General features: G+C 71.5%; 17 protein-coding genes. 7 read left to right on the top strand and 10 right to left on the bottom strand.

Annotated features, from left to right (window positions below):
• Window positions 1–20 precede the first annotated feature (20 nt).
• Window positions 21–1,100 carry a rhamnogalacturonan acetylesterase gene (locus ABT025_RS11525; protein WP_350992516.1) on the bottom strand — a complete coding sequence of 360 codons (1,080 nt, stop codon included), beginning with the start codon at window positions 1,098–1,100 and terminating at the stop codon, window positions 21–23.
• 234 nt (window positions 1,101–1,334) lie between these two features.
• Between ABT025_RS11525 and ABT025_RS11520 the strand changes: the two genes are divergently transcribed.
• From ABT025_RS11520 to ABT025_RS11510, 3 genes are all read left to right on the top strand, one after another.
• Window positions 1,335–2,405 (top strand): hypothetical protein, encoded by a 1,071-nt coding sequence (locus ABT025_RS11520; protein ID WP_350992513.1) that lies wholly within the window; start codon window positions 1,335–1,337, stop codon window positions 2,403–2,405.
• Entirely contained in the window at window positions 2,402–3,649 is a 1,248-nt protein-coding gene (locus ABT025_RS11515; RefSeq protein ID WP_350992511.1) for a hypothetical protein, read from the top strand. Before ABT025_RS11520 ends, ABT025_RS11515 begins: the two co-directional genes overlap by 4 nt.
• A 252-nt stretch (window positions 3,650–3,901) precedes the next feature.
• Window positions 3,902–4,834, top strand: coding sequence for a pseudouridine synthase (locus tag ABT025_RS11510; RefSeq protein ID WP_350992509.1), 933 nt, complete (start codon window positions 3,902–3,904; stop codon window positions 4,832–4,834).
• A 12-nt stretch (window positions 4,835–4,846) separates the two neighbouring features.
• Here the strand turns inward: ABT025_RS11510 and ABT025_RS11505 are convergent, their stop codons facing one another.
• The 4 genes from ABT025_RS11505 to ABT025_RS11490 all read right to left on the bottom strand — a co-directional run bounded on the left by ABT025_RS11505 (window position 4,847) and on the right by ABT025_RS11490 (window position 10,142).
• Window positions 4,847–5,476, bottom strand: coding sequence for an MBL fold metallo-hydrolase (locus tag ABT025_RS11505; RefSeq protein WP_350992507.1), 630 nt, complete (start codon window positions 5,474–5,476; stop codon window positions 4,847–4,849).
• Complete coding sequence (locus ABT025_RS11500) at window positions 5,476–6,561, bottom strand: S-(hydroxymethyl)mycothiol dehydrogenase (protein ID WP_350992505.1); 1,086 nt, start codon at window positions 6,559–6,561, stop codon at window positions 5,476–5,478. The genes ABT025_RS11505 and ABT025_RS11500 overlap by 1 nt, the downstream gene beginning before the upstream one ends.
• 319 nt (window positions 6,562–6,880) lie before the next feature.
• On the bottom strand, window positions 6,881–8,512 hold the full coding sequence (locus tag ABT025_RS11495; protein WP_350992503.1) for an amidohydrolase: 1,632 nt from the start codon (window positions 8,510–8,512) through the stop codon (window positions 6,881–6,883).
• 58 nt (window positions 8,513–8,570) lie between these two features.
• Entirely contained in the window at window positions 8,571–10,142 is a 1,572-nt protein-coding gene (locus ABT025_RS11490) for an APC family permease (protein ID WP_502971921.1), read from the bottom strand.
• Window positions 10,143–10,193: 51 nt separating this feature from the next.
• Here ABT025_RS11490 and ABT025_RS11485 point away from each other — a divergent pair, with 51 nt between their 5' ends.
• Window positions 10,194–10,907: a TetR/AcrR family transcriptional regulator gene (locus tag ABT025_RS11485; RefSeq protein ID WP_350992499.1), complete on the top strand. Its 714-nt coding sequence runs from the start codon at window positions 10,194–10,196 to the stop codon at window positions 10,905–10,907.
• Between the two features lie 9 nt (window positions 10,908–10,916).
• Here the strand turns inward: ABT025_RS11485 and ABT025_RS11480 are convergent, their stop codons facing one another.
• Entirely contained in the window at window positions 10,917–11,618 is a 702-nt protein-coding gene (locus ABT025_RS11480; RefSeq protein WP_350992497.1) for a FadR/GntR family transcriptional regulator, read from the bottom strand.
• Between the two features lie 178 nt (window positions 11,619–11,796).
• Between ABT025_RS11480 and ABT025_RS11475 the strand changes: the two genes are divergently transcribed.
• A complete protein-coding gene (locus ABT025_RS11475; RefSeq protein WP_350992492.1) occupies window positions 11,797–12,306 on the top strand; it encodes a gluconokinase in 510 nt (169 codons plus the stop codon).
• An 11-nt stretch (window positions 12,307–12,317) separates the two neighbouring features.
• Window positions 12,318–13,715 carry a GntP family permease gene (locus tag ABT025_RS11470; RefSeq protein WP_350992490.1) on the top strand — a complete coding sequence of 466 codons (1,398 nt, stop codon included), beginning with the start codon at window positions 12,318–12,320 and terminating at the stop codon, window positions 13,713–13,715.
• Here ABT025_RS11470 and ABT025_RS11465 read toward each other — a convergent pair.
• Both ABT025_RS11465 and ABT025_RS11460 read right to left on the bottom strand, forming a co-directional pair.
• Window positions 13,712–14,350 carry a cytochrome b/b6 domain-containing protein gene (locus ABT025_RS11465; RefSeq protein ID WP_350992488.1) on the bottom strand — a complete coding sequence of 213 codons (639 nt, stop codon included), beginning with the start codon at window positions 14,348–14,350 and terminating at the stop codon, window positions 13,712–13,714. The two genes, ABT025_RS11470 and ABT025_RS11465, sit on opposite strands and share 4 nt — an antisense overlap.
• Window positions 14,334–14,999: a molybdopterin-dependent oxidoreductase gene (locus ABT025_RS11460; RefSeq protein ID WP_350992598.1), complete on the bottom strand. Its 666-nt coding sequence runs from the start codon at window positions 14,997–14,999 to the stop codon at window positions 14,334–14,336. Before ABT025_RS11460 ends, ABT025_RS11465 begins: the two co-directional genes overlap by 17 nt.
• Before the next feature lie 198 nt (window positions 15,000–15,197).
• On the opposite strand from ABT025_RS11460, the gene ABT025_RS11455 reads away from it, so the two are divergent.
• Window positions 15,198–15,629 carry an ASCH domain-containing protein gene (locus ABT025_RS11455; RefSeq protein WP_350992486.1) on the top strand — a complete coding sequence of 144 codons (432 nt, stop codon included), beginning with the start codon at window positions 15,198–15,200 and terminating at the stop codon, window positions 15,627–15,629.
• Between the two features lie 12 nt (window positions 15,630–15,641).
• Here the strand turns inward: ABT025_RS11455 and ABT025_RS11450 are convergent, their stop codons facing one another.
• A complete protein-coding gene (locus tag ABT025_RS11450) occupies window positions 15,642–16,862 on the bottom strand; it encodes an FUSC family protein (protein ID WP_350992484.1) in 1,221 nt (406 codons plus the stop codon).
• 97 nt (window positions 16,863–16,959) lie between these two features.
• Window positions 16,960–18,615: an FAD-binding dehydrogenase gene (locus ABT025_RS11445; protein WP_350992482.1), complete on the bottom strand. Its 1,656-nt coding sequence runs from the start codon at window positions 18,613–18,615 to the stop codon at window positions 16,960–16,962.
• Between the last annotated feature and the right edge of the window lie 35 nt (window positions 18,616–18,650).

The following is an 18,650-nucleotide window of genomic DNA, read 5'->3' as shown; positions in this document are numbered from 1 at the left end:
GGGGCGGAGGAGGGCTTCGGTCAGCGGAACAGGCGGCCCGGCAGCAGGTGCTGCTCACGCAGCGCGTCACGGACCAGGGCCGCGTACTCCGTCGCTCCGCGCTCTGAGGTGTGCGTGTTGTCGCGCTTCTCGTCGGTGAGGTACAGCGCCTTGGAGGCGTCGGGGCCCAGCTCCTCGACACGTTGCCGGGTGAGCGCGGTCAGGTCGACGAGCGGCACGTCGTGCGCGGCGGCCAGGAGACGGATCTGCGCGGGCAGGTCGACCCCGAGGCCGTTGACCAGCAGGGCGGTGCCGTTGTCCAGCGTGCCGTCGGCGTTGAACCAGCGGCGGACGACCGGGGTGACCAGCACCGGCCGGCCGCCCTCGGCACGGATCGCGTCGATCATGGTGGTGAGGTTGGCGCGGTAGTCGGCCTCGGTCGTCTGCTTGTCGTTGTGGGCGAGCTGGATGAGCACGGTGTCGCCGCGGCGGATCAGCGGGCGGACGGTGGGGAAGAGCTGGGGCTGGTCGAGGTAGGTCTGCGAACTCTCTCCGGAGTCGGCATAGTTGGCAACGGATATGCCCGCCCGGAGGTACTGCGGAAGCTCCTGGCCCCACCCCGTGTAGGGGCTGCCGAGCTGGTCGCAGACGGTCGAGTCGCCGATCAGGAACAACTGCGGGGTGCGCGGGGCCGGGGTCACGCGCAGGCCCGCGAGGAGCGGGGCCGGGCCGCCGAAGGCGAGGTCGAGGCCGGGGCTGCCGCTCGCCCCGGTGGGTTCGCCCTCGGGATCGCGCACGTTGACCGTGAAGCTGCGGACCACCTGCCGTCCGGCGGCGGTCGGCGTCTCACCCAGCACGGTGCGCCGCGTCTCGGCCGCGACCGTCGTACGGCCTTCGGTCGCGCCGCCGATGCGGGCGGTGACGCGGTAGGTGCCGGGGGCCACGTCGAAGTGACAGACCACGGGGGCGGATCCCGTGCATCCCCGCGTCGCCTCATCGGCAACCGCAGACGCGGCAACAGCAGGCGTGGCGGCGGATGCGGCAACGGCGGGCGTGGCGAGGGCGGTCACGGCCGCCAGGGCGGTCAGCAGGGCGGGGCCGGTTCTGTGTACAGCGGGCACGGCGGGGCTCCTTGAGGGCGCGGAAGCGGGTGCGGGTGCGCTGCGGTACGGGCCGTCCCCGCACCTCGCGCAAGCGCTTTCTACCCCCGGGAGATGAGCTTTGAATCCTTTCAGTCGAGAAAAATCGCGCGCTCCGTTCCCGCCTCGGACCTCAACCCCCTTCCTGTGCACGGCCTGTGACGACGTAGCATCGACGTTTTGCTGTGATCTTCGCTATTCACCAGGGGGAATGTGATGGGCAGCGGTGTCGGGCGGCGGGCCACGGTCCTCGCCGGGGCGGTCGCCGGAGTGGTGCTCATATCCGGCACCGTCCTGTGGTCGACGGACAGTTGGCCCTTTCGGGACAGCTACTGCTGGGGCGCCTGGGAGCAGAACAGCGGCGCGTCCTTCCTCGGCGACGAGGCGCTGGGCAAGTCCGGATCGGAGCGGCGGGCCACCGAGTCCGCACCGCCTTCCGCCGGACACCCTCAGGCCTCCTGCACACTGGCCGTGACCTCGGAGGTCGAGGACAACGACTCCGACGAGCCGCTCGTCTTCAAGGAACAGATCACCCTGGAGTACGGCCCCGTCCCCGCAGGCGCCAAGGAGCGCCGGGCCTGGATAGCCCAGTACTTCCACGGCTCCGCCGCACCTCTCCCGGACGGGCTCGACGGGCTGGTGGCCGGTGACCGGGCCCTGCTGGTGCTGCCCGAGGCATGCGACGCCGACGGCGGCAGGCCGTCCGTCGTGACGATCCGCAGCGAGAGCACGGGCGACGGCCATCTCGGCAAGGTGGCCATGCCCTTCACGATCGGCAACGTCGAGGATGTCGGCCGCATGCTGCTCGACGCCGCCGGCACCGGGATGAGGAAGGCGGGCTGCGCGCCCGGCAGCCCCCTGCACATGACGTCCCCGATGGTGACGGTGGCCGAGGACCACGAGTCGGCACGGTCACCGCTGTGCCGGATACCCGGCATGAACTTCGACTTCGGCAAGGGTTCGCGCTACGAGCAGCAGGTGGGCGCGGTCACCGACGGTCTCCAGACGTGTTCCGTGGTGTGGAAGACCCTGCGGATGCCGGACGAGCCGTCGGCGAACTACGTGATGGCGCGCAACCCGCGCATGGTGGCCCTGTTCGACGGGCTTCCCGAGGGGTCCGCCCAGGGGTTGCTGCGTACCACCTGCGGCGGACGGCCGACGGTGTTCTACGGACACGTCGAGACCGGTCTCCAGGACCGGGGCCGCCCCGACGACCAGCGGGTGTTCGACAGGTTCGCCGAGTCCGTCGGCAAGCGCATCGGGTGCGGGAGCGGTGAGGGTGCATGAACGAGGACACATCCGCGGTGGACACCGGCCCCGAGAGCACATCCGTCACGGGCACCGGGCCCCAGGACACATCCGTCGTGGGCACCGGGCCCGAGAACACATCCGTCATGGACGCCGGGCCCGAGGAGGCGCCGGACACCACCACCTCTCCGCCCGGCTTCGTGCGCCGCCTGCTGCGCAGCCGTACGGCTCGTGCCGTCACCGCCGCCGCGCTGGCCGGGGCGCTCGTCGGAGCCGGGGCGGTGGCCTGGCGCACGGACACGCTTCCGCTCCTCGGGCCCGCGCCCTGCTGGGACTCGCTCGGCGACTCCACACTCACCGAACTGTTCGGCGACCGCAGGACCGAGGTCGAGGAGCAGTCCCTGCGGAACGATCCGCAGGGCGACGGGCTGGACTTCGGCCAGTGCCGGATCACCAGCTACAAGGACGACCGGGCCCGCCGCCAGGTGACCGTGAAGGTGCACCGGCTGGACGGCCTCCGGGGCACCGACGGGCAGCAGTGGCCCCAGGAGTTCCTGGCCTCCGGCATGGTGGCGCTCGGCGACGGGCTGCCCGGCATGGCGTCCGGATCGCGTGCCTGGATCGCGCTCCCGCAGAGCTGCACGGGACGCGGCGAGTTCACCGGACCCACCGTGGTGGACATCGGCATGGGCCGGGCGGGCCTGGACATCTCGTCGGAGTACGAACGGGAGGACCGGGCCGCGCTGACCGGCGCCCTGGTCGAGGCGGCCAACGGTGTCATGCGGTCCTTCGACTGCTCGGGGGTCTACCGGGCCCCGCGCACCCTGCCGTCCACCGTGACCTGGCAGGACGCCGACACCGAGGCCTTCTGCGGCATCAAGGGCTTCGCCCTCCCGCCCGCGTACCGCAAGGAGCTGCTCCGTAACCGCGTAGGCGGCGACGGCGGGCCGGCCCGGGTCTGTGAGGCGTCCGGTGAGTACCGGGAGGCGGTCGTGCGGATGACGACGGTGGCGGACCCGGCGCTGACCGAGATCTACTCCTGGGACGCGCTCCGCTCCGGTGCACCCGTCAAGGGCACCCGGGGGTACGGGAAGACCGGCGGGAACCGGGCTGTGTTCCGGGCGGTCTGCCAGACCGGCCCGGTGGTCTTCGTGGTGGAACAGCTGCGCCAGACGGGCGACGGGAAGTTCACGCTCGCCCATGACCTGCTGCCGGGCTACGCCGCGGCGGAGGCCGAACGCATCGGCTGCGGGCCGTTGGAGCTGACGTTCCCCGAGGTCTGACACCCCCGGGGCCGACCTGAGGGCTGTCCCGTAATCCGTGGTGGATCAGCGCGCGGCGCCGGATGCGGTGCATCGCAAGGCGGAGGAGCGTCCGCATACTGGATGTGTTCGGACGTTCCGACAACGCGGCGAGGTGCCGTAGCTGTCGTCGCGCGCCCGCCAGGGATTACGGGACAGCCCTCAGGGGCTCCACCCCTGTGGGAGGATGCCCGGCACCATGAGAACCAGCACCGAGGCGTCCGGCGGGCCCCGATGAGAGGCCGCGCGAAGCCTCCGCCGTCGCCGCTGCCCCAGCGCGACGGGGTCGACCCGGTGCGGGTGCGGCTGCCGGAGGACCCGGACGGGCGGTGGCCGACGGTCCGTGACCACCTGCTGGCACGGTTCGCCGACGCGATCGGCTCGGAACAGGTCGACGCCATGCTGACCGGGGGCCGGTTCGCCTCCGTCCAGGGCGCGGTGGCGGGCGAGGAGCCGTACACGCCGGGCCGGTACCTCTGGTTCCACCGGGACTTCGCACCGGAGGAGCCGGTGCCCTTCCCGGTCGGCGTGGTGTACCGGGACGCGCACCTGATCGTCGCTGACAAGCCGCACTTCCTGGCGACGACGCCGCGGGGCCGGCACATCACCGAGACCGCGGTGGCCCGGCTCCGTCGCGAACTGCGACTGCCGCTCCTGCAGCCCGCCCACCGGCTGGACCGGCTGACCGCGGGCCTCGTCCTGTTCGTCGTACGGCCGGAGGAACGGGGCGCGTACCAGACCCTGTTCCGGGACCGTCTCGTGCACAAGGAGTACGAGGCGGTGGCGCCGTACGATCCCTCGCTGGCACTCCCCCGCACCGTGCGCAGCCGCATCGTGAAGGAGCGCGGGGTGATCGCCGCCCGTGAGGAGGCGGGCGAGCCGAACAGCGAGAGCCTGATCGAGCTGCTGGAGCACCGGGAAGGGCTCGGCCGCTACCGGCTGCGGCCCGCTACCGGGCGCACGCATCAGCTCCGGGTCCATATGAACAGCCTCGGGCTGCCGCTCGTCCACGACCCCGTCTACCCCGTGGTCCAGGCGGATGGCGCACCCGACGACTTCGCGCACCCCCTGCAACTCCTTGCCAGGGTGCTGGAGTTCACCGACCCGGTCACGGGAGAGCCGCACCGCTTCGAGAGCGGGCTGCGGCTCTCCGCGTGGCCGGGGTGACAGCCCGGGACGTCAGTGGCCGCGGGCGATCCACTCCTCCAGGTGCGGGGCCTCCGCGCCGATGGTCGTGGAGTCGCCGTGTCCGGTGCGGACGGTCGTCGCCGGGTCCAGGGCGAGCAGCCGGTCCCGGATCGAGTCGACGATCGTCGGGAAGTGGGAGAAGGACCGGCCGGTGGCGCCGGGCCCGCCCTGGAAGAGCGTGTCACCGGTGAAGACCGTCGACAGCTCGGGGGCGTACAGGCAGACCGCGCCCGGGGCGTGGCCCGGGGTGTGCAGGACGGTGAGGGTCGTACCCGCGATCCGGATCTCCTGGCCGTCGGTCAGTTCGCCGTCCGGGGCCCGGTCCGGGTGGGTCTGCTTCCACAGCGGCAGGTCGTCGGGGTGGAGCAGGACCGGTGCGCCGGTGGCCTCGGCGAGCGCCGGGGCCGCGTCGATGTGGTCGTTGTGCGCGTGGGTGCAGATGATGGCGCGCAGCGTACGTCCGCCGAGTGCGGCCTCGATGGCGGCGGCGTCGTGGGCGGCGTCGATGACTACCGCCTCGGTGTCGTCACCGACGATCCAGACGTTGTTGTCGACGTCCCACTCGCCGCCGTCGAGGGCGAAGGTGCCGGAGGTGACGAGGTGGTCGATGCGGGCGGTCATCAGAAGACCACCACCGAGCGCAGGACGTCGCCGTCGTGCATCCGGGCGAAGGCCTGCTCGATGTCGCCGAGGCCGATGGTCTCGGTGACGAACGCGCCGAGGTCGATCCGGCCCTGCTGGTGCAGGTCGATGAGCATCGGGAAGTCCCGCGAGGGCAGGCAGTCGCCGTACCAGGAGGACTTGAGGGAGCCGCCCCGGCCGAAGACGTCCAGGAGCGGGAGTTCGAGCTGCATCTCCGGGGTGGGGACGCCGACCAGGACGACGGTGCCCGCGAGGTCCCGGGCGTAGAAGGCCTGCTTGTACGTCTCCGGGCGGCCGACCGCCTCGATGACGACATCGGCGCCGTTGCCGTCGGTGAGCGCGCGGATGGCCTCGACCGGGTCGCCGGCGCGGGAGTTGACGGTGTGCGTGGCACCCATCTTCTTCGCCGTCTCCAGCTTGCGGTCGTCGATGTCCACGGCGATGATCTTCGCCGCGCCGGCCAGCCGGGCGCCGGCGATCGCCGCGTCACCGACACCGCCGCAGCCGATGACGGCGACCGAGTCGCCGCGGCCGACCTGACCGGTGTTGATGGCGGCGCCGATGCCCGCCATCACGCCGCAGCCGAGGAGTCCGGCGACGGCCGGGGAGACCTCGGGGTCGACCTTGGTGCACTGGCCGGAGGCCACAAGGGTCTTCTCGGCGAAGGCGCCGATACCGAGCGCCGGGGACAGCTCGGTGCCGTCCAGCAGAGTCATCTTCTGCTTGGCGTTGTGCGTGTCGAAGCAGTACCAGGGCCGGCCGCGCAGACAGGCGCGGCACTGGCCGCACACGGCACGCCAGTTGAGGACGACGAAGTCGCCCGGCTCGACGTCGGTGACGCCGTCGCCCACGGACTCCACGATGCCCGCGGCCTCGTGACCGAGGAGGAAGGGGAAGTCGTCGTTGATGCCGCCCTGCTTGTAGTGCAGGTCGGTGTGGCAGACGCCGCACGCCTGGATCTTCACCACGGCCTCACCGGGGCCGGGGTCCGGAATCACGATCGTCTCGACCCGTACCGGCTCGTTCTTTCCCGGTGCGATGACCCCTTGTACGTGCTGCGCCATTCCCGTGGTCTCCCTTTCCGACTTTCTCCGAGATCGATTCCCGACTTTTCCTGAGATCGATCACGAGCAACCGTACGCGGTGCAGAGCGTGTGTCGAGTTGCCCCGTGGGAAGAAGGAGCGGCGGCGGTGCGTACGACCGCAAGGCACCGAAGCGACCGCGTGGCCAGGTCACGTGGTCGTTCCGGCAACGCCGTGAGCGTGCGTGCCCGGCGTGTGAGCGTGCGTGCCCGGCCCCGCGACGCCACCGGGCGACTAGGCACGGGCCCCGGGCCGCGCCGCGTGGGCACACCACCGTACTGCCGCGGGCGGCGCCGCGCGTCAGTCCCCGTACACCCGGCGGCCTCCCACATACGTCGCCAGGACCCGGGCATCGGCGATCTCCTCGGGCGGCGCGGCACGGAGGTCGCGGTCCAGGACCACCAGGTCGGCGAGGGCTCCGGCCCGGATGCTGCCCGTGTCGTCCAGGTGGTTCACGTAGGCGGAGCCGGCCGTGTAGGCGGCGAGCGCCTCGGTCAGGGAGATGCGCTGCTCCGGGAGGAAGACCGGGCCGGCACCGCCGGGTGCGACACGGTTGACCGCGGTGTGGATGCCGTGCAGCGGATCGGCGCTGCTGACGGGCCAGTCGGAGCCCGCGGCCAGGGAGGCGCCGGCGCGCAGCAGGGCTGCGAACGGGTACTGGAGTGCGGCCCGTTCGCCGCCGAGGAAGGGGATGGTCAGCTCGTCCATCTGGGGTTCGTGGGCGGCCCAGAGCGGCTGGATGTTGGCGGTGGCTCCCAGTGCGCGGAAGCGGGGGATGTCGTCGGGGTGGACGATCTGGAGGTGGGCGAGGTGGGGGCGGGTGTCGGTGAGACCGTTGGCAGTGCGGGCGGCCTCGACCGCGTCCAGGGCCTCGCGCACGGCTCGGTCGCCCAGCGCGTGGAAGTGGGTCTGGAAGCCGAGGGCGTCCAGTTCGGTGACGTACCGGCGCAGTTCGACGGGGTCGACGAAACTGGTTCCGCTGTTGGCGGTGGCGCAGCCGCAGGCGTCGAGGTACGGGGCGAGGAGGGCTGCGGTGCCGGTCTCGGCGACCCCGTCCTGCATGATCTTCACGGAGCCGGCGCGGAAGTTCCGGCCGGTCAGCGCCTCGCGCCGGGCGACCAGTCCGGGGATCTGCTCGGTGCCGTGTTCGCGGTCCCACCACAGGGCTCCGGTGACGCGGGCGGTGAGCGAGCCGTCGCGGTCCGCCGCGAGGTAGGCGTCGGCCACGTCGTCCATCGAGCCGTAGGTGCCGACGATGGCGTCCTGCCAGGCGGTGATGCCGTGGGCGTGGAGCAGGCGCTGGGCGTGGAGCAGGCCGGCCAGGCGGTCGGCGGCGGTGGAGCGCGGGGCGTGGCGGGCGACCAGGTCCATGGCGCCCTCCTGGAGGAGTCCGGTGGGCTCGCCCCGGTCGTCGCGTTCGATGCGGCCGTCGGCGGGGTCGGGGGTCCGCGCGGTGATCCCGGCGAGGGCGAGGGCGCGGCTGTTGACCCAGGCGCCGTGGTGGTCGCGGTTGACCAGGCAGGCGGGACGGTCGGGTACGGCGGTGTCGAGCTGCTGCCGGGTGGGGGCGCCGCCTTCGAAGGCGTCCATGGACCAGCCTCCGCCGGTGATCCACTCCTGCCGCGGGTTGGCGTCGGCGTAGGTGCGGACGGCGGCGATGGTGGCGGTGGCGTCACCGGCGTCCGTGAGGTTGCACTGCGCGAGTTCCTGCCCGGCGGTGACGGGGTGGATGTGGGCGTCCTGGAAGCCGGGGAGCAGGAGGCGTCCGGCGAGATCGACCACCTCGGTGCGCGGGCCGATGAGTTCGCGTACCTCGTCGTGGCCGACCGCGGTGATCCGGTCGCCGGTGACGGCGACCGTGGTCGCGCTGGCGGCGTCCGTGGTGTGGACGGGGCCGCCGGTGAACACGAGGTCGGCGGGGGTGCGGGTCATGGTGGTTCCGTTCCGTGGGGTGGTGGGGGTGGGGCCGCCGCCGGGTGCGGGCCGGGGATCAGGCCGGGTCGGGGGCGGGTTCCGCGAGCGCGTCCGGGGGCACGGACCGGCCGGTGACGAAGTAGGGGGATCTCCTTGCCCACTTGGCCCAGGCGGCAGCGACGACACCGGACAGCAGCATGACGGCGGGACAGAAGAGCATGAACCACCCGTTGTCCGGGCTGATCTCGAAGTGGTCGGCGGAGGTGTAGAACGTCCAGCAGAGGTACCCGCCGAGGCCGAGCAGCACGGCGGCACTGGTCACGGGGAGCACCACCGCCCGCAACGCCGGTGCCCAGCCCTCGCGCAGGGCGCCGCGGAAGCGTGCCGCGGCGGCCAGCGCGGTGAGTGCGTAGTAGATTGAGACGACGACCCCGATCGCGTTCACGGAGGCCAGGATCAGGTCGCCGACCTTCGGGATGACGAGCGAGAGCACGGCGATGGCGGCGGCGACGCAGCCGATGGCGACGGTTCCGGCCGCGGGGGTTCCGTACCGCGGGCTGACCTTGGCCCACAACGGTCCGAGCGTACGGTCCCGGCTCATCGCGAACATGCCGCGCACGGTGGGTATCACCCCGGACTGCAGCGAGGCGATGGCCGAGAAGGTGAGCGCGATCAGCGGCAGCGCGGCGAGCGGCTGGTCGGCCAGCCGGTCGCCGAAGTAGGTGAGCCCCTGGGCGCCGTGCCCGGTCAGCTCGTCGAGCGACAGGACGCGCTGGAAGGCGAAGGCGCCGAGCAGGAACAGGCCCAGCATCGTGAAGAGCGTGAGGAACCCGGCCCTGGAGGCGTCCCGCGGATCGCGGATCTCCTCGGTGACGCTGAAGGTGGACTCGAATCCCCAGAAGCAGAAGACCGAGAGCAGGAGCCCCTGGGCCAGTTGCTGTCCGGAGGGGATGGTGAACGGGTTGATCCAGTCGAGGCTGAACGGATGCGGCCCGGCGAACAGTCCGTAGCCGCAGAAGCCCAGCAGGACGACGTACTCGAAGACCAGGAGGTACTTCTGGAAGGTGGCGGCCGACCGGAGGCCGGTGATCGCGGTGAAGGTGACGGCGACCAGGACGACGATGCCGAGCGCGGTCGACTGGGCCGTGGAGTCCGGGTCGAGCCGGAGCCCGGCCACACGGTGCAGTCCGCCCTCCGCCGCGAGCTGGAGAAGCGCCGAGCCGGTGACGGTCGTGGTGTACGCGAGGAAGACGACCGTGGAGACGATGCCGATCCAGCCGACGAGGAAGCCGAGCCAGGGGTTGAGGGAGCGGCCGGCCCAGACGTAGCCGCTGCCCATGTTGGGCTCGACCGCGTTGAGCCGGGAGTAGGCGCTCGCGATGCCGAGGATCGGCAGGAAGGCGAGCAGCATGATGATCGGCAGGTGCAGGCCGACGGCACCGGCGGTGACGCCGAGTCCGATGCCGATGCTGGTGGTGGCCGCGGTCGACGAGGCCGCGATGGCGAACCCGTCGACCACACCGAGGCTCTTGCGCAGAGCCGCGGGTGCCCGGTCCGCTCCGGGTGGTTCGTCGCGGTAGGGCGTACGAGATGACGTCACGGTCGCTCCTTCACCGAGGGGCGCTTTTCGGCCCCGATGGCGGCACATCGAACTCCTCGGGGGTTCCACACGTCAACGCTGTTGTCATAAGGTGCCGCCATGAACGCGAGCGAGCGGGTGGTGCCGGAGGAGGCGCGGCGGCGCAGGCGTCCCACCAAGCAGGGCACCGTGCTGTCCGAGGAGCTGATCGTGGAGACGGCGCTGCGGCTGATCGGCGAGCACGGGGCGGCGGCGCTCACCGTGCGCCGGCTCGGCGCGGCCGTGGGGTGCGATCCGAGCGCGCTCTACCGGTACTTCCGGGATACGGACGAGCTGTTGCTCGCGGTGGCCGACGAGTTGATCGGCCGGACGCTGCGCACCTGGCGGCCCACGGGTGAATGGCGGGCCGATCTGCGGTCGTTGGGGCTGCGGATGCACGCGGACTACCTGGCCCATCCGCAGGCGGCGATGCTGACCTGCGCGCGGGTGACCGGGCGGACGAACGAGATCCGGTCGGTGGAGACGATTCTCGGGGTGCTGCGGGGCGCGGGGTTCCCGGACGCCGAGGCGGTACGGATCTACCACGTCTTCGTCGATCAGACCCTGTCGTTCGCGGCGCTGGACGCATCGACGCTGGTGCTCTCGGAGCACGCCAGGACTCTGGAGGTACAGGCCTGGCCGGAGGTCTACGCCCGCCAGTCGGCGGACACGCACCCCCACATCGCGGCGACCGCGCCCGTGCTCGTCGCGGAGATGAGCCGCAGCGGCTATCCGGCCGCGCTGGAGATGATGCTCGCCGCGGCTGCCGCACGGCTGCAGCACGTCAAGGCGTAGGCGGGCGGATCAGGGCGCGAGCACGTCCAGTTCGTGCAGGGCGCCCACCGCGATCTCCTTCGTCAGCCGCTCCGCTTCCACCGCGTCGCCCTCGCGAACCGCCTCGGCGAGGCGGACGTGCAGGGTGACGGCAGCCGGGTCGGGGTCCTCGAACATGACCTGGTGGTGGGTGCGCCCCGCGAGGACCTCGGCCACCACGTCACCGAGGCGGGCGAACATCTCGTTGCCGGAGGCGTTGAGCACGATCCGGTGGAACGCGATGTCGTGCTCCAGGTACCCCTCCAACTGCTGGCCGCGTGAGGTGGCGACCATGCCGAGGGCCCGTTCGGTGAGCTCGGCGCACTGCTCAGGGGTGGCGTTACGGGCGGCGAGCGAGGCGGCGACGGGTTCGATCGCCGAGCGCAGGACCGTCAGCGAGCGGAGCTGTCGCGGGCGGTCGGCGCCGGCCAGCCGCCACCGGATGACCTGCGGATCGTAGACGTTCCACGCCTCGGTCGGCCGCACGGTCACCCCGACCCGGCGCCGGGACTCCACCAGGTGCATGGACTCCAGAACCCGGATCACCTCCCGCACGACCGTGCGGGAGACGTCGAAGCGCTGGGCCAGCTCGTCCGTACGCAGGACCTGGCCGGGCAGGTGCTCACCCGCGGCGATCTCCAGACCCAGGGTGTCCAGCACATGTGTATGCAGCCCCTGGCCCTGTGTGGTCATGGGCCAAGAGTACGGGGGCACCTTCGGGAAGCGGCCTCGGCGGCCTTCAGGAATCCCCGCCCGGCCAAAAAGTACGACGTTTACGTCACAACATCTTGAATAAGTCGTACGTATAGGTTTCAGTAGCGCGACGGACCGATGTCGAGGACGACATCGAGGAAGACAGCGAGGCACCGTAATGAGCACCCCCCACGTCGTTGTGGTGATGGGCGTCGCAGGGACCGGCAAGACCACGATCGGTCCCCTGCTCGCCGCCGAACTGGGCGTTCCGTACGCCGAGGGCGACGACTTCCATCCCGCGGCGAACATCGCCAAGATGTCGGCCGGCACCCCGCTGGACGACGCGGACCGTTGGCCCTGGCTCGACGCGATCGGGCAGTGGGCGCACGGCCGGGCGGGGCTCGGCGGCGTGGTCAGCAGTTCGGCGCTGAAGCGCGCCTACCGCGACCGGCTGCGCAGCGAGGCCCCCGGCGCCGTCTTCCTTCATCTGAGCGGCGACCGGTCGCTCATCGAGGACCGGATGGCGGGCCGCAAGGGCCACTTCATGCCGACCGCGCTCCTCGACTCTCAGTTCGCCACCCTCCAGCCCCTTGAGGACGACGAGGCCGGCGTCGCCGTGGATGTGTCCGGCACCCCCGAGGAAATCACCCAGCGAGCCGTCGCCGCGTTGCGCCGGCTCGACACCTAAGGATCTTCACCGTGACCAGTCTCAGCGTCGAGATGTTGGCAGCGGACGCCGTCGAACCGATCACTTCGGCCGGCAACGCGCAGTTGGGCATCGCCGTCCTGGCGGGCATCGCCGTCATCGTTCTGCTCATCACCAAGTTCAAGATGCACGCGTTCCTCGCGCTGACCATCGGCTCACTGGCACTCGGTTCGTTCGCCGGCGCGGCGCCGGCGAAGACGATAGCCAGCTTCACCGCGGGTCTCGGCTCGACCGTCGCGGGTGTCGGCGTCCTCATCGCGCTCGGCGCGATCCTGGGCAAGCTGCTCGCGGACTCCGGCGGCGCGGACCAGATCGTCGACACGATCCTCGCGAAGGCGAGCAAGCGGGCCATGCCGTGGGCGATGGTCCTGATCGCCTCGATCATCGGTCTGCCGCTGTTCTTCGAGGTCGGGATCGTGCTGATGATCCCGGTGGTGCTGCTCGTCGCCAAGCGCGGCAACTACTCCCTGATGCGGATCGGCATCCCGGCCCTGGCCGGCCTGTCCGTGATGCACGGGCTCATCCCCCCGCACCCCGGCCCGCTGGTGGCGATCGACGCCCTCGGTGCCAACCTCGGCGTCACGCTGGCCCTCGGGGTCCTGGTCGCCGTCCCGACGGTGATCATCGCGGGTCCGGTCTTCTCCCGCTACGCCGCCCGCTGGGTGGACATCAAGGCGCCGGAGAAGATGATCCCGCAGCGCCCGTCCGAGGACCTGGACCGCCGCCCGAGCTTCGGCGCCACCCTCGCGACGATTCTGCTGCCCGTCGTCCTGATGCTGGTCAAGGCCCTCGTCGACATCGTGGTGGACGACCCGGAGCAGGGTCTCCAGCAGGTCACCGACGTCATCGGCTCGCCGCTGATCGCACTGCTCGCCGCAGTCATCGTGGGCATGTTCACGCTGGGCCGGGCGGCCGGATTCACCAAGGGCCGGCTCTCCTCCACCGTGGAGAAGTCCCTCGCCCCGATCGCCGGGGTGCTGCTCATCGTGGGCGCGGGCGGCGGCTTCAAGCAGACGCTGATCGACGCCGGTGTGGGTCAGATGATCCTGGAGTTCTCCGAGAACTGGTCGATCCCGGCGCTGCTGCTCGGCTGGCTGATCGCCGTGGGCATCAGGCTCGCGACCGGTTCGGCGACCGTGGCCACCATCTCGGCGGCCGGACTGGTGGCCCCGCTGGCGGCCGACATGTCGACCTCTCACGCCGCTCTGCTGGTCCTCGCCGTCGGCGCGGGCTCGCTCTTCTTCAGCCATGTCAACGACGCGGGGTTCTGGCTGGTGAAGGAGTACTTCGGAATGGACGTCGGCCAGACGGTGAAGACCTGGTCGGTGATGGAGACCATCATCTCCGTGGTCTCGCTGGCCTTCATCATGCTGCTGTCACTGGTCCTCTAGGGCCCTCCCGGCCGCTCCCCCGGCTCCCGCCACAGCGGGTGCTCGCGACGGGCCCATCGGCGCTCGACCGACCCGGTGCGCATGCCACGGCGTGCCTCCGGGTCGGCGAGCGCCATCGCGATGTGCCCGCCCAGCACGACGCCGATCGCGAGCGCCAGCCAGTCATGGACGAACGTCGCACCGGTCCGCCACATCAGCGGCGCGAGACCCGTGAACCACATCAGCAGCCCGGTACCCGCCATGACGAGCACCGCTCCCGCGATCCACGCCGCGTAGAGCTTCTGTCCGGCGTTGAACTTCCCGGCCGGACGGGAAGCGGGCCGGTGGTCGCGGCGGCGTACCGCCCGCAGCCACTGCCGGTCGTGCGGCCCGAAGCGGTTGAGCCGGCCCAGGTCGGCCCGCAGGGACCGCGAGAGGAGCCCTGCCAGCAGCGGTACGGGGATGATCAGCCCGGACCACTCGTGCACGGTGACCACGAGATGGCGGCGCCCGACGAGTTCGGCGAGCTGGGGCACGTACAGACAGGCCGCCGTGGCCACGCAGGTGAGCATCAGCGCCGCCGTGGTGCGGTGCACCCACCGCACCGGCCGGCTGAACCGGTGGACCCGGCCGGACGCCTCAGGTCGTGGGGGCATCGTCGCGGCCGTTGGACCGGCCGACCCAGGCGTCGACGTCATATCCGAGCTTCTCCCAGTAACCGGGGCGTACGGAGTCCGTGACGGTGATCCCGGAGAGCCATTTCGCCGACTTGTAGAAGTACATCGGGGCCACGTAGAGCCGGACCGGGCCGCCGTGCGAGTGGGACACCGGCCGGTCCTGCATCCGCAGGGCGACCAGCACATCGGCCCGGCGGGCCTGGTCGAGGGTGAGGCTCTCGCTGTAGGTGCCGTCGAAGCAGGTGAAGCGGACCGCCTTCGCCCCGGGCGTCACCCCCGCCGCGTCCAGCAGGGCGGAGAGCCGTACGCCCTCGAAGGGCGTCTCGGGCACCCGCCAGCCCGTGACGCACTGGACGTCCCGCACCATCCGCGTCTGCTCCATCCGCTTCAGGGCGTCCAGGGTGTACGTGGCCGGGCGGTCGACCAGGCCGTCGACGGTCAGCCGGTAGTCGGTGGCGCTCTTCCTCGGTACGGACGTGGCGACGGAGTAGTAGCGGAAGCCGCCGCCGTTGGGCAGCAGGCCGGTCAGTCCGGTCGGGTCCTTGTCGGAGAGCGCCCCCAGGCCGGATTCCAGGGTCCGTTGCAGTACGGGCGCGGCGACGAGCCCCGCCGCGCCGAGGCCCAGCATCGTCAGGACCAGGCGGCGGCCCACCGGGGTGCCTGTGCCGTCCGGGTCGGGGCCCGGCGCCGCCGGATCCGGTTCCGTGCCGGAAGAGGAACTGTTCACCCTCCGATTCGAGCACTCCGGGCCGTCGGACGCCAGGGGCTGCGGTGGTCCGTCGGATTCTCCCCGCCACCGGCGGCCCCCGGATGCCAGACTTGCGCCATGCCGAACCGTGAAGCGCTCAAGCCCTTTCTTCTCGCCTTCCCCGGCCCGCTGCGCGACCGGCTGGTCGGCGCGGTGCTCGACGGCCGGAAGGTGTCGACGACCGGACTGTTCGCGGAGTACCAGGTGGAGAAGGAGGAGCCGCCGCCCGTGGGTGAGCGCTCCGCCCTGATCGACTCGGACGGGCGGGAGATCGCGGTGCTGGAGATCACGGAGGTGCGGATCCTGCGGCTCGGGGACGTCGATGTGCAGCATGTTCTCGACGAGGGCGAGGGCGACACCTCGGTGGCCGGATGGCGGGAGGGCCACGAGCGGTTCTGGCACGGTGACGAGATGCGGGAGGCGCTCGGCGACCCGGAGTTCACGGTCGACGACGACACGCTGGTCGTCGCGGAACGGTTCCGGGTCGTCGAGCTCATCGAACCGGCCTGACCGGCCGCGCCCTCAACGCACGCCGTCCGCGTCCCCGGCGAGGCCCAGCCTCCGCCTGACCGCGAGCAGGCGGGGATGGCGCTCGTGCATCTCGCCCGAGCGGCGGTCCAGCTCCTTGCCGAGGCGCTCCGTGCGCTTCTCGATGTCGAGCTCGTCCAGGATGCGGTCGACCTCGGCGAGCAGGGCCCCGTGCAGTTGCCACTTCCTGGGGTGTTCCTGCACCGCCGCCAGCAGCATGTCCGCCACCCGGTCCCGGGTCGCGCGGCTGGTCGTCAGCGCGTCGGCCAGCCGGTCCTCGGCGTTCTCGGCACTGGCGGCGACCGGAGTCGTGATCAGGACCGAGAAGCTCTCGATGGCGCCCGCCAGCTGCCCGAACAGCTCGGTGAGCCCGGAGGCCACGTCCGCGGGGAAGAGGGCTTCGTCGACGCGCTCCTTGGCCAGGTCGGTGAGTGTCCTGGACATCACCCGCAGCACCACGGCACAGATCTCCAGGGTGTCGAGACCGGTGCGCAGCACGACGCGGTAGAGCAGCCCCTGACGCACGCGCGGGTTGAGCATGAGGCTCTCCTCCGCCTGCCGCAGCGAGGCGTCCACCGCGACGATGTCGTGGTCGATGCGCCGGGCCCGGTGCAGCCGCTCGGCCGCGTCCTCGACGGTGACCCGGCCGCCGAGGTCGCCGCCCAGGTCGCGGAAGAGGTCCCCCATCTCGCGGGCCAGGCCGTCGATCGAGGCCCCCGCTGTCTGCACCCACACGGGCGGGGCGAACAGCAGGTTGAACAGCAGCCCCACGCCCGCGCCGATCAGCGTCTCGAAGACGCGCTCCCACGCGGTGTCGGCGACCTGGGCGACGCCGAGGACCAGCATGGCGCTGATCGCCACCTCGGGGACGAACTCGTTCACCCGGACCAGCCGGCCGATGATCAGCGAGGTGAAGATCGTCAGCCCGAGGCTCCACCAGGACAGCCCCACCAGCGAGCTGAACCCGCTCGCGATGAGCACCCCGACGATCACGGAGTTCACGCGCCGGATCCCCGTGGTGAGGGTGGCGTAGAGCGTGACCTGGACGACGAGCAGGGCGGTGAGCGGGGCCGTGAGGGGCGCGGGCTGGGAGAGCGTCGCCGTCGCCACGGCGTAGGCGATCACCGCCGCTCCCGTGGAGCGCAGGGTCTGGGCCCCCACGGGTTCGGTGGTGCGCCGGACGAGTTTGATGACGGGCTCGGCTACTCCTGGCATCTCCCTACCGTGCCCGGATCCGGCGCCCCCGCCCGGTTTCCCGCCCGAACCCCACCGGACGGACGCGCGGAGGCGTCAGAAGACAGCCGGGGAGTCCTCAGCCGACCGCCTCCGCGGCGGCCCGGCCCGCCGCCCGGCCGGAGAAGATGCAGCCGCCGAGGAAGGTGCCCTCGAGCGAGCGGTAGCCGTGCATCCCGCCGCCGCCGAACCCGGCCGCCTCACCTGCCGCGTACACCCCGGCCAGTGGGGTGCCGTCCGCGGTGAGGACCCGGGAGGACAGGTCCGTCTCCAGTCCGCCGAGCGACTTGCGGGTCAGGATGTTGAGCCGTACGGCGATCAGCGGCCCGGCCTTGGGGTCGAGGATGCGGTGCGGTGCTGCGGTGCGGATCAGCTTGTCGCCGAGGTAGGTGCGGGCGCCCCTGATCGCGGTGATCTGGAGGTCCTTGGTGAAGGGGTTGGCGATCTCCCGGTCGCGGGCGGTGATCTCGCGGCGCAGTTCGTCCTCGTCGATGAGCGCTTCACCCGTGAGTGCGTTCATGCCGCGGACCAGGGCGCCGAGGTCCTTCTCGACGACGAAGTCCACGCCGTTGTCCATGAACGCCTTCACCGGTCCGGGCACGTCCGCGCGGGCCCGGCCGATCACGCCGCGGATGGACTTGCCCGTCAGGTCGGGGTTCTGCTCGGAGCCGGAGAGCGCGAACTCCTTGCCGATGATCTTCTGGTCCAGGACGAACCAGGTGTAGTCGTGGCCGCTGCGCATGATGTGTTCGAGGGTGCCGAGCGTGTCGAAGCCGGGGAAGAGCGGGACGGGCAGCCGCTTGCCGCGGGCGTCCAGCCAGAGCGAGGACGGGCCGGGCAGGATCCGGATGCCGTGCTTGGCCCAGATCGGGTTCCAGTTCTCGATGCCCTCGGTGTAGTGCCACATCCGGTCGCGGTTGATGTGGTGGGCGCCCGCCTCCTCGGTGATGCCGAGCATCAGCCCGTCGACATGGGCGGGTACCCCGGAGAGCATCTTCTCCGGCGGGGTCCCGAGCCGCTCGGGCCACTGCTTTCGGACGAGGTCGTGGTTGCCGCCGATACCGCCGGAGGTGACGATCACCGCCTGGGCCCTGAGCTCGAAGGTGCCGGTCGTCTCCCGGCTGCTCGCCGTGCCTCGGGCCGCGTCGCTGGGCGCCAGGATCTCGCCGCTCACGGTGTCGACGGTGCCCCCGGTACGGCCGAGGCCGGTGACGCGGTGGCGGAAGCGGAAGGTGACGAGTCCCTTGGCGACGCCCTCGCGCACCCGGCGCTCGAAGGGGGCGACTGCGCCGGGGCCGGTGCCCCAGGTGATGTGGAAGCGGGGGACGGAGTTTCCGTGGCCGTTCGCGTCGTAGCCGCCGCGCTCGGCCCAGCCGACGACGGGGAAGAACCGCATGCCCCGCTGGTGGAGCCAGGAGCGCTTCTCGCCGGCGGCGAAGTCGACGTACGCCTCGGCCCACTTCCGCGGCCAGTGGTCCTCCTTGCGGTCGAAACCGGCCGTGCCGAACCAGTCCTGGAGGGCCAGCTCGTGGCTGTCCTTGATCCGCATCCGGCGCTGCTCGGGCGAGTCGACGAGGAAGAGTCCGCCGAAGGACCAGTGCGCCTGGCCGCCGAGCGACTGCTCGGGCTCCTGGTCGAGCAGAATGACCGAACGGCCCGCGTCGACGAGTTCCGCGGTGGCGACCAGCCCCGCGAGTCCCGCCCCGATCACGATCACATCAGCGTCGTACGCCATGGGTTCCATCCTTGTCGGGGCGACCGGGCCGCGGT

Origin of the sequence: Streptomyces sp. NPDC002809 (genome assembly GCF_040295435.1) — a bacterium.
Taxonomy (GTDB): Bacteria; Actinomycetota; Actinomycetes; order Streptomycetales; family Streptomycetaceae; genus Streptomyces.
Note: the sequence above shows the minus strand (reverse complement) of the source record. Positions and strands in the feature narration are given on the sequence as shown.

Coding starts and splice junctions, on each gene's coding strand:
- ABT025_RS11520 (WP_350992513.1), top strand. CDS start 1,335: ATGGGCAGCGGTGTCGGGCGGCGGGCCACGGTCCTCGCCGGGGCGGTC.
- ABT025_RS11515 (WP_350992511.1), top strand. CDS start 2,402: ATGAACGAGGACACATCCGCGGTGGACACCGGCCCCGAGAGCACATCC.
- ABT025_RS11510 (WP_350992509.1), top strand. CDS start 3,902: ATGAGAGGCCGCGCGAAGCCTCCGCCGTCGCCGCTGCCCCAGCGCGAC.
- ABT025_RS11505 (WP_350992507.1), bottom strand. CDS start 5,476: ATGACCGCCCGCATCGACCACCTCGTCACCTCCGGCACCTTCGCCCTC.
- ABT025_RS11500 (WP_350992505.1), bottom strand. CDS start 6,561: ATGGCGCAGCACGTACAAGGGGTCATCGCACCGGGAAAGAACGAGCCG.
- ABT025_RS11495 (WP_350992503.1), bottom strand. CDS start 8,512: ATGACCCGCACCCCCGCCGACCTCGTGTTCACCGGCGGCCCCGTCCAC.
- ABT025_RS11490 (WP_502971921.1), bottom strand. CDS start 10,142: ATGTGCCGCCATCGGGGCCGAAAAGCGCCCCTCGGTGAAGGAGCGACC.
- ABT025_RS11485 (WP_350992499.1), top strand. CDS start 10,194: ATGAACGCGAGCGAGCGGGTGGTGCCGGAGGAGGCGCGGCGGCGCAGG.
- ABT025_RS11480 (WP_350992497.1), bottom strand. CDS start 11,618: ATGACCACACAGGGCCAGGGGCTGCATACACATGTGCTGGACACCCTG.
- ABT025_RS11475 (WP_350992492.1), top strand. CDS start 11,797: ATGAGCACCCCCCACGTCGTTGTGGTGATGGGCGTCGCAGGGACCGGC.
- ABT025_RS11465 (WP_350992488.1), bottom strand. CDS start 14,350: ATGCCCCCACGACCTGAGGCGTCCGGCCGGGTCCACCGGTTCAGCCGG.
- ABT025_RS11460 (WP_350992598.1), bottom strand. CDS start 14,999: ATGCTGGGCCTCGGCGCGGCGGGGCTCGTCGCCGCGCCCGTACTGCAA.
- ABT025_RS11455 (WP_350992486.1), top strand. CDS start 15,198: ATGCCGAACCGTGAAGCGCTCAAGCCCTTTCTTCTCGCCTTCCCCGGC.
- ABT025_RS11450 (WP_350992484.1), bottom strand. CDS start 16,862: ATGCCAGGAGTAGCCGAGCCCGTCATCAAACTCGTCCGGCGCACCACC.
- ABT025_RS11445 (WP_350992482.1), bottom strand. CDS start 18,615: ATGGCGTACGACGCTGATGTGATCGTGATCGGGGCGGGACTCGCGGGG.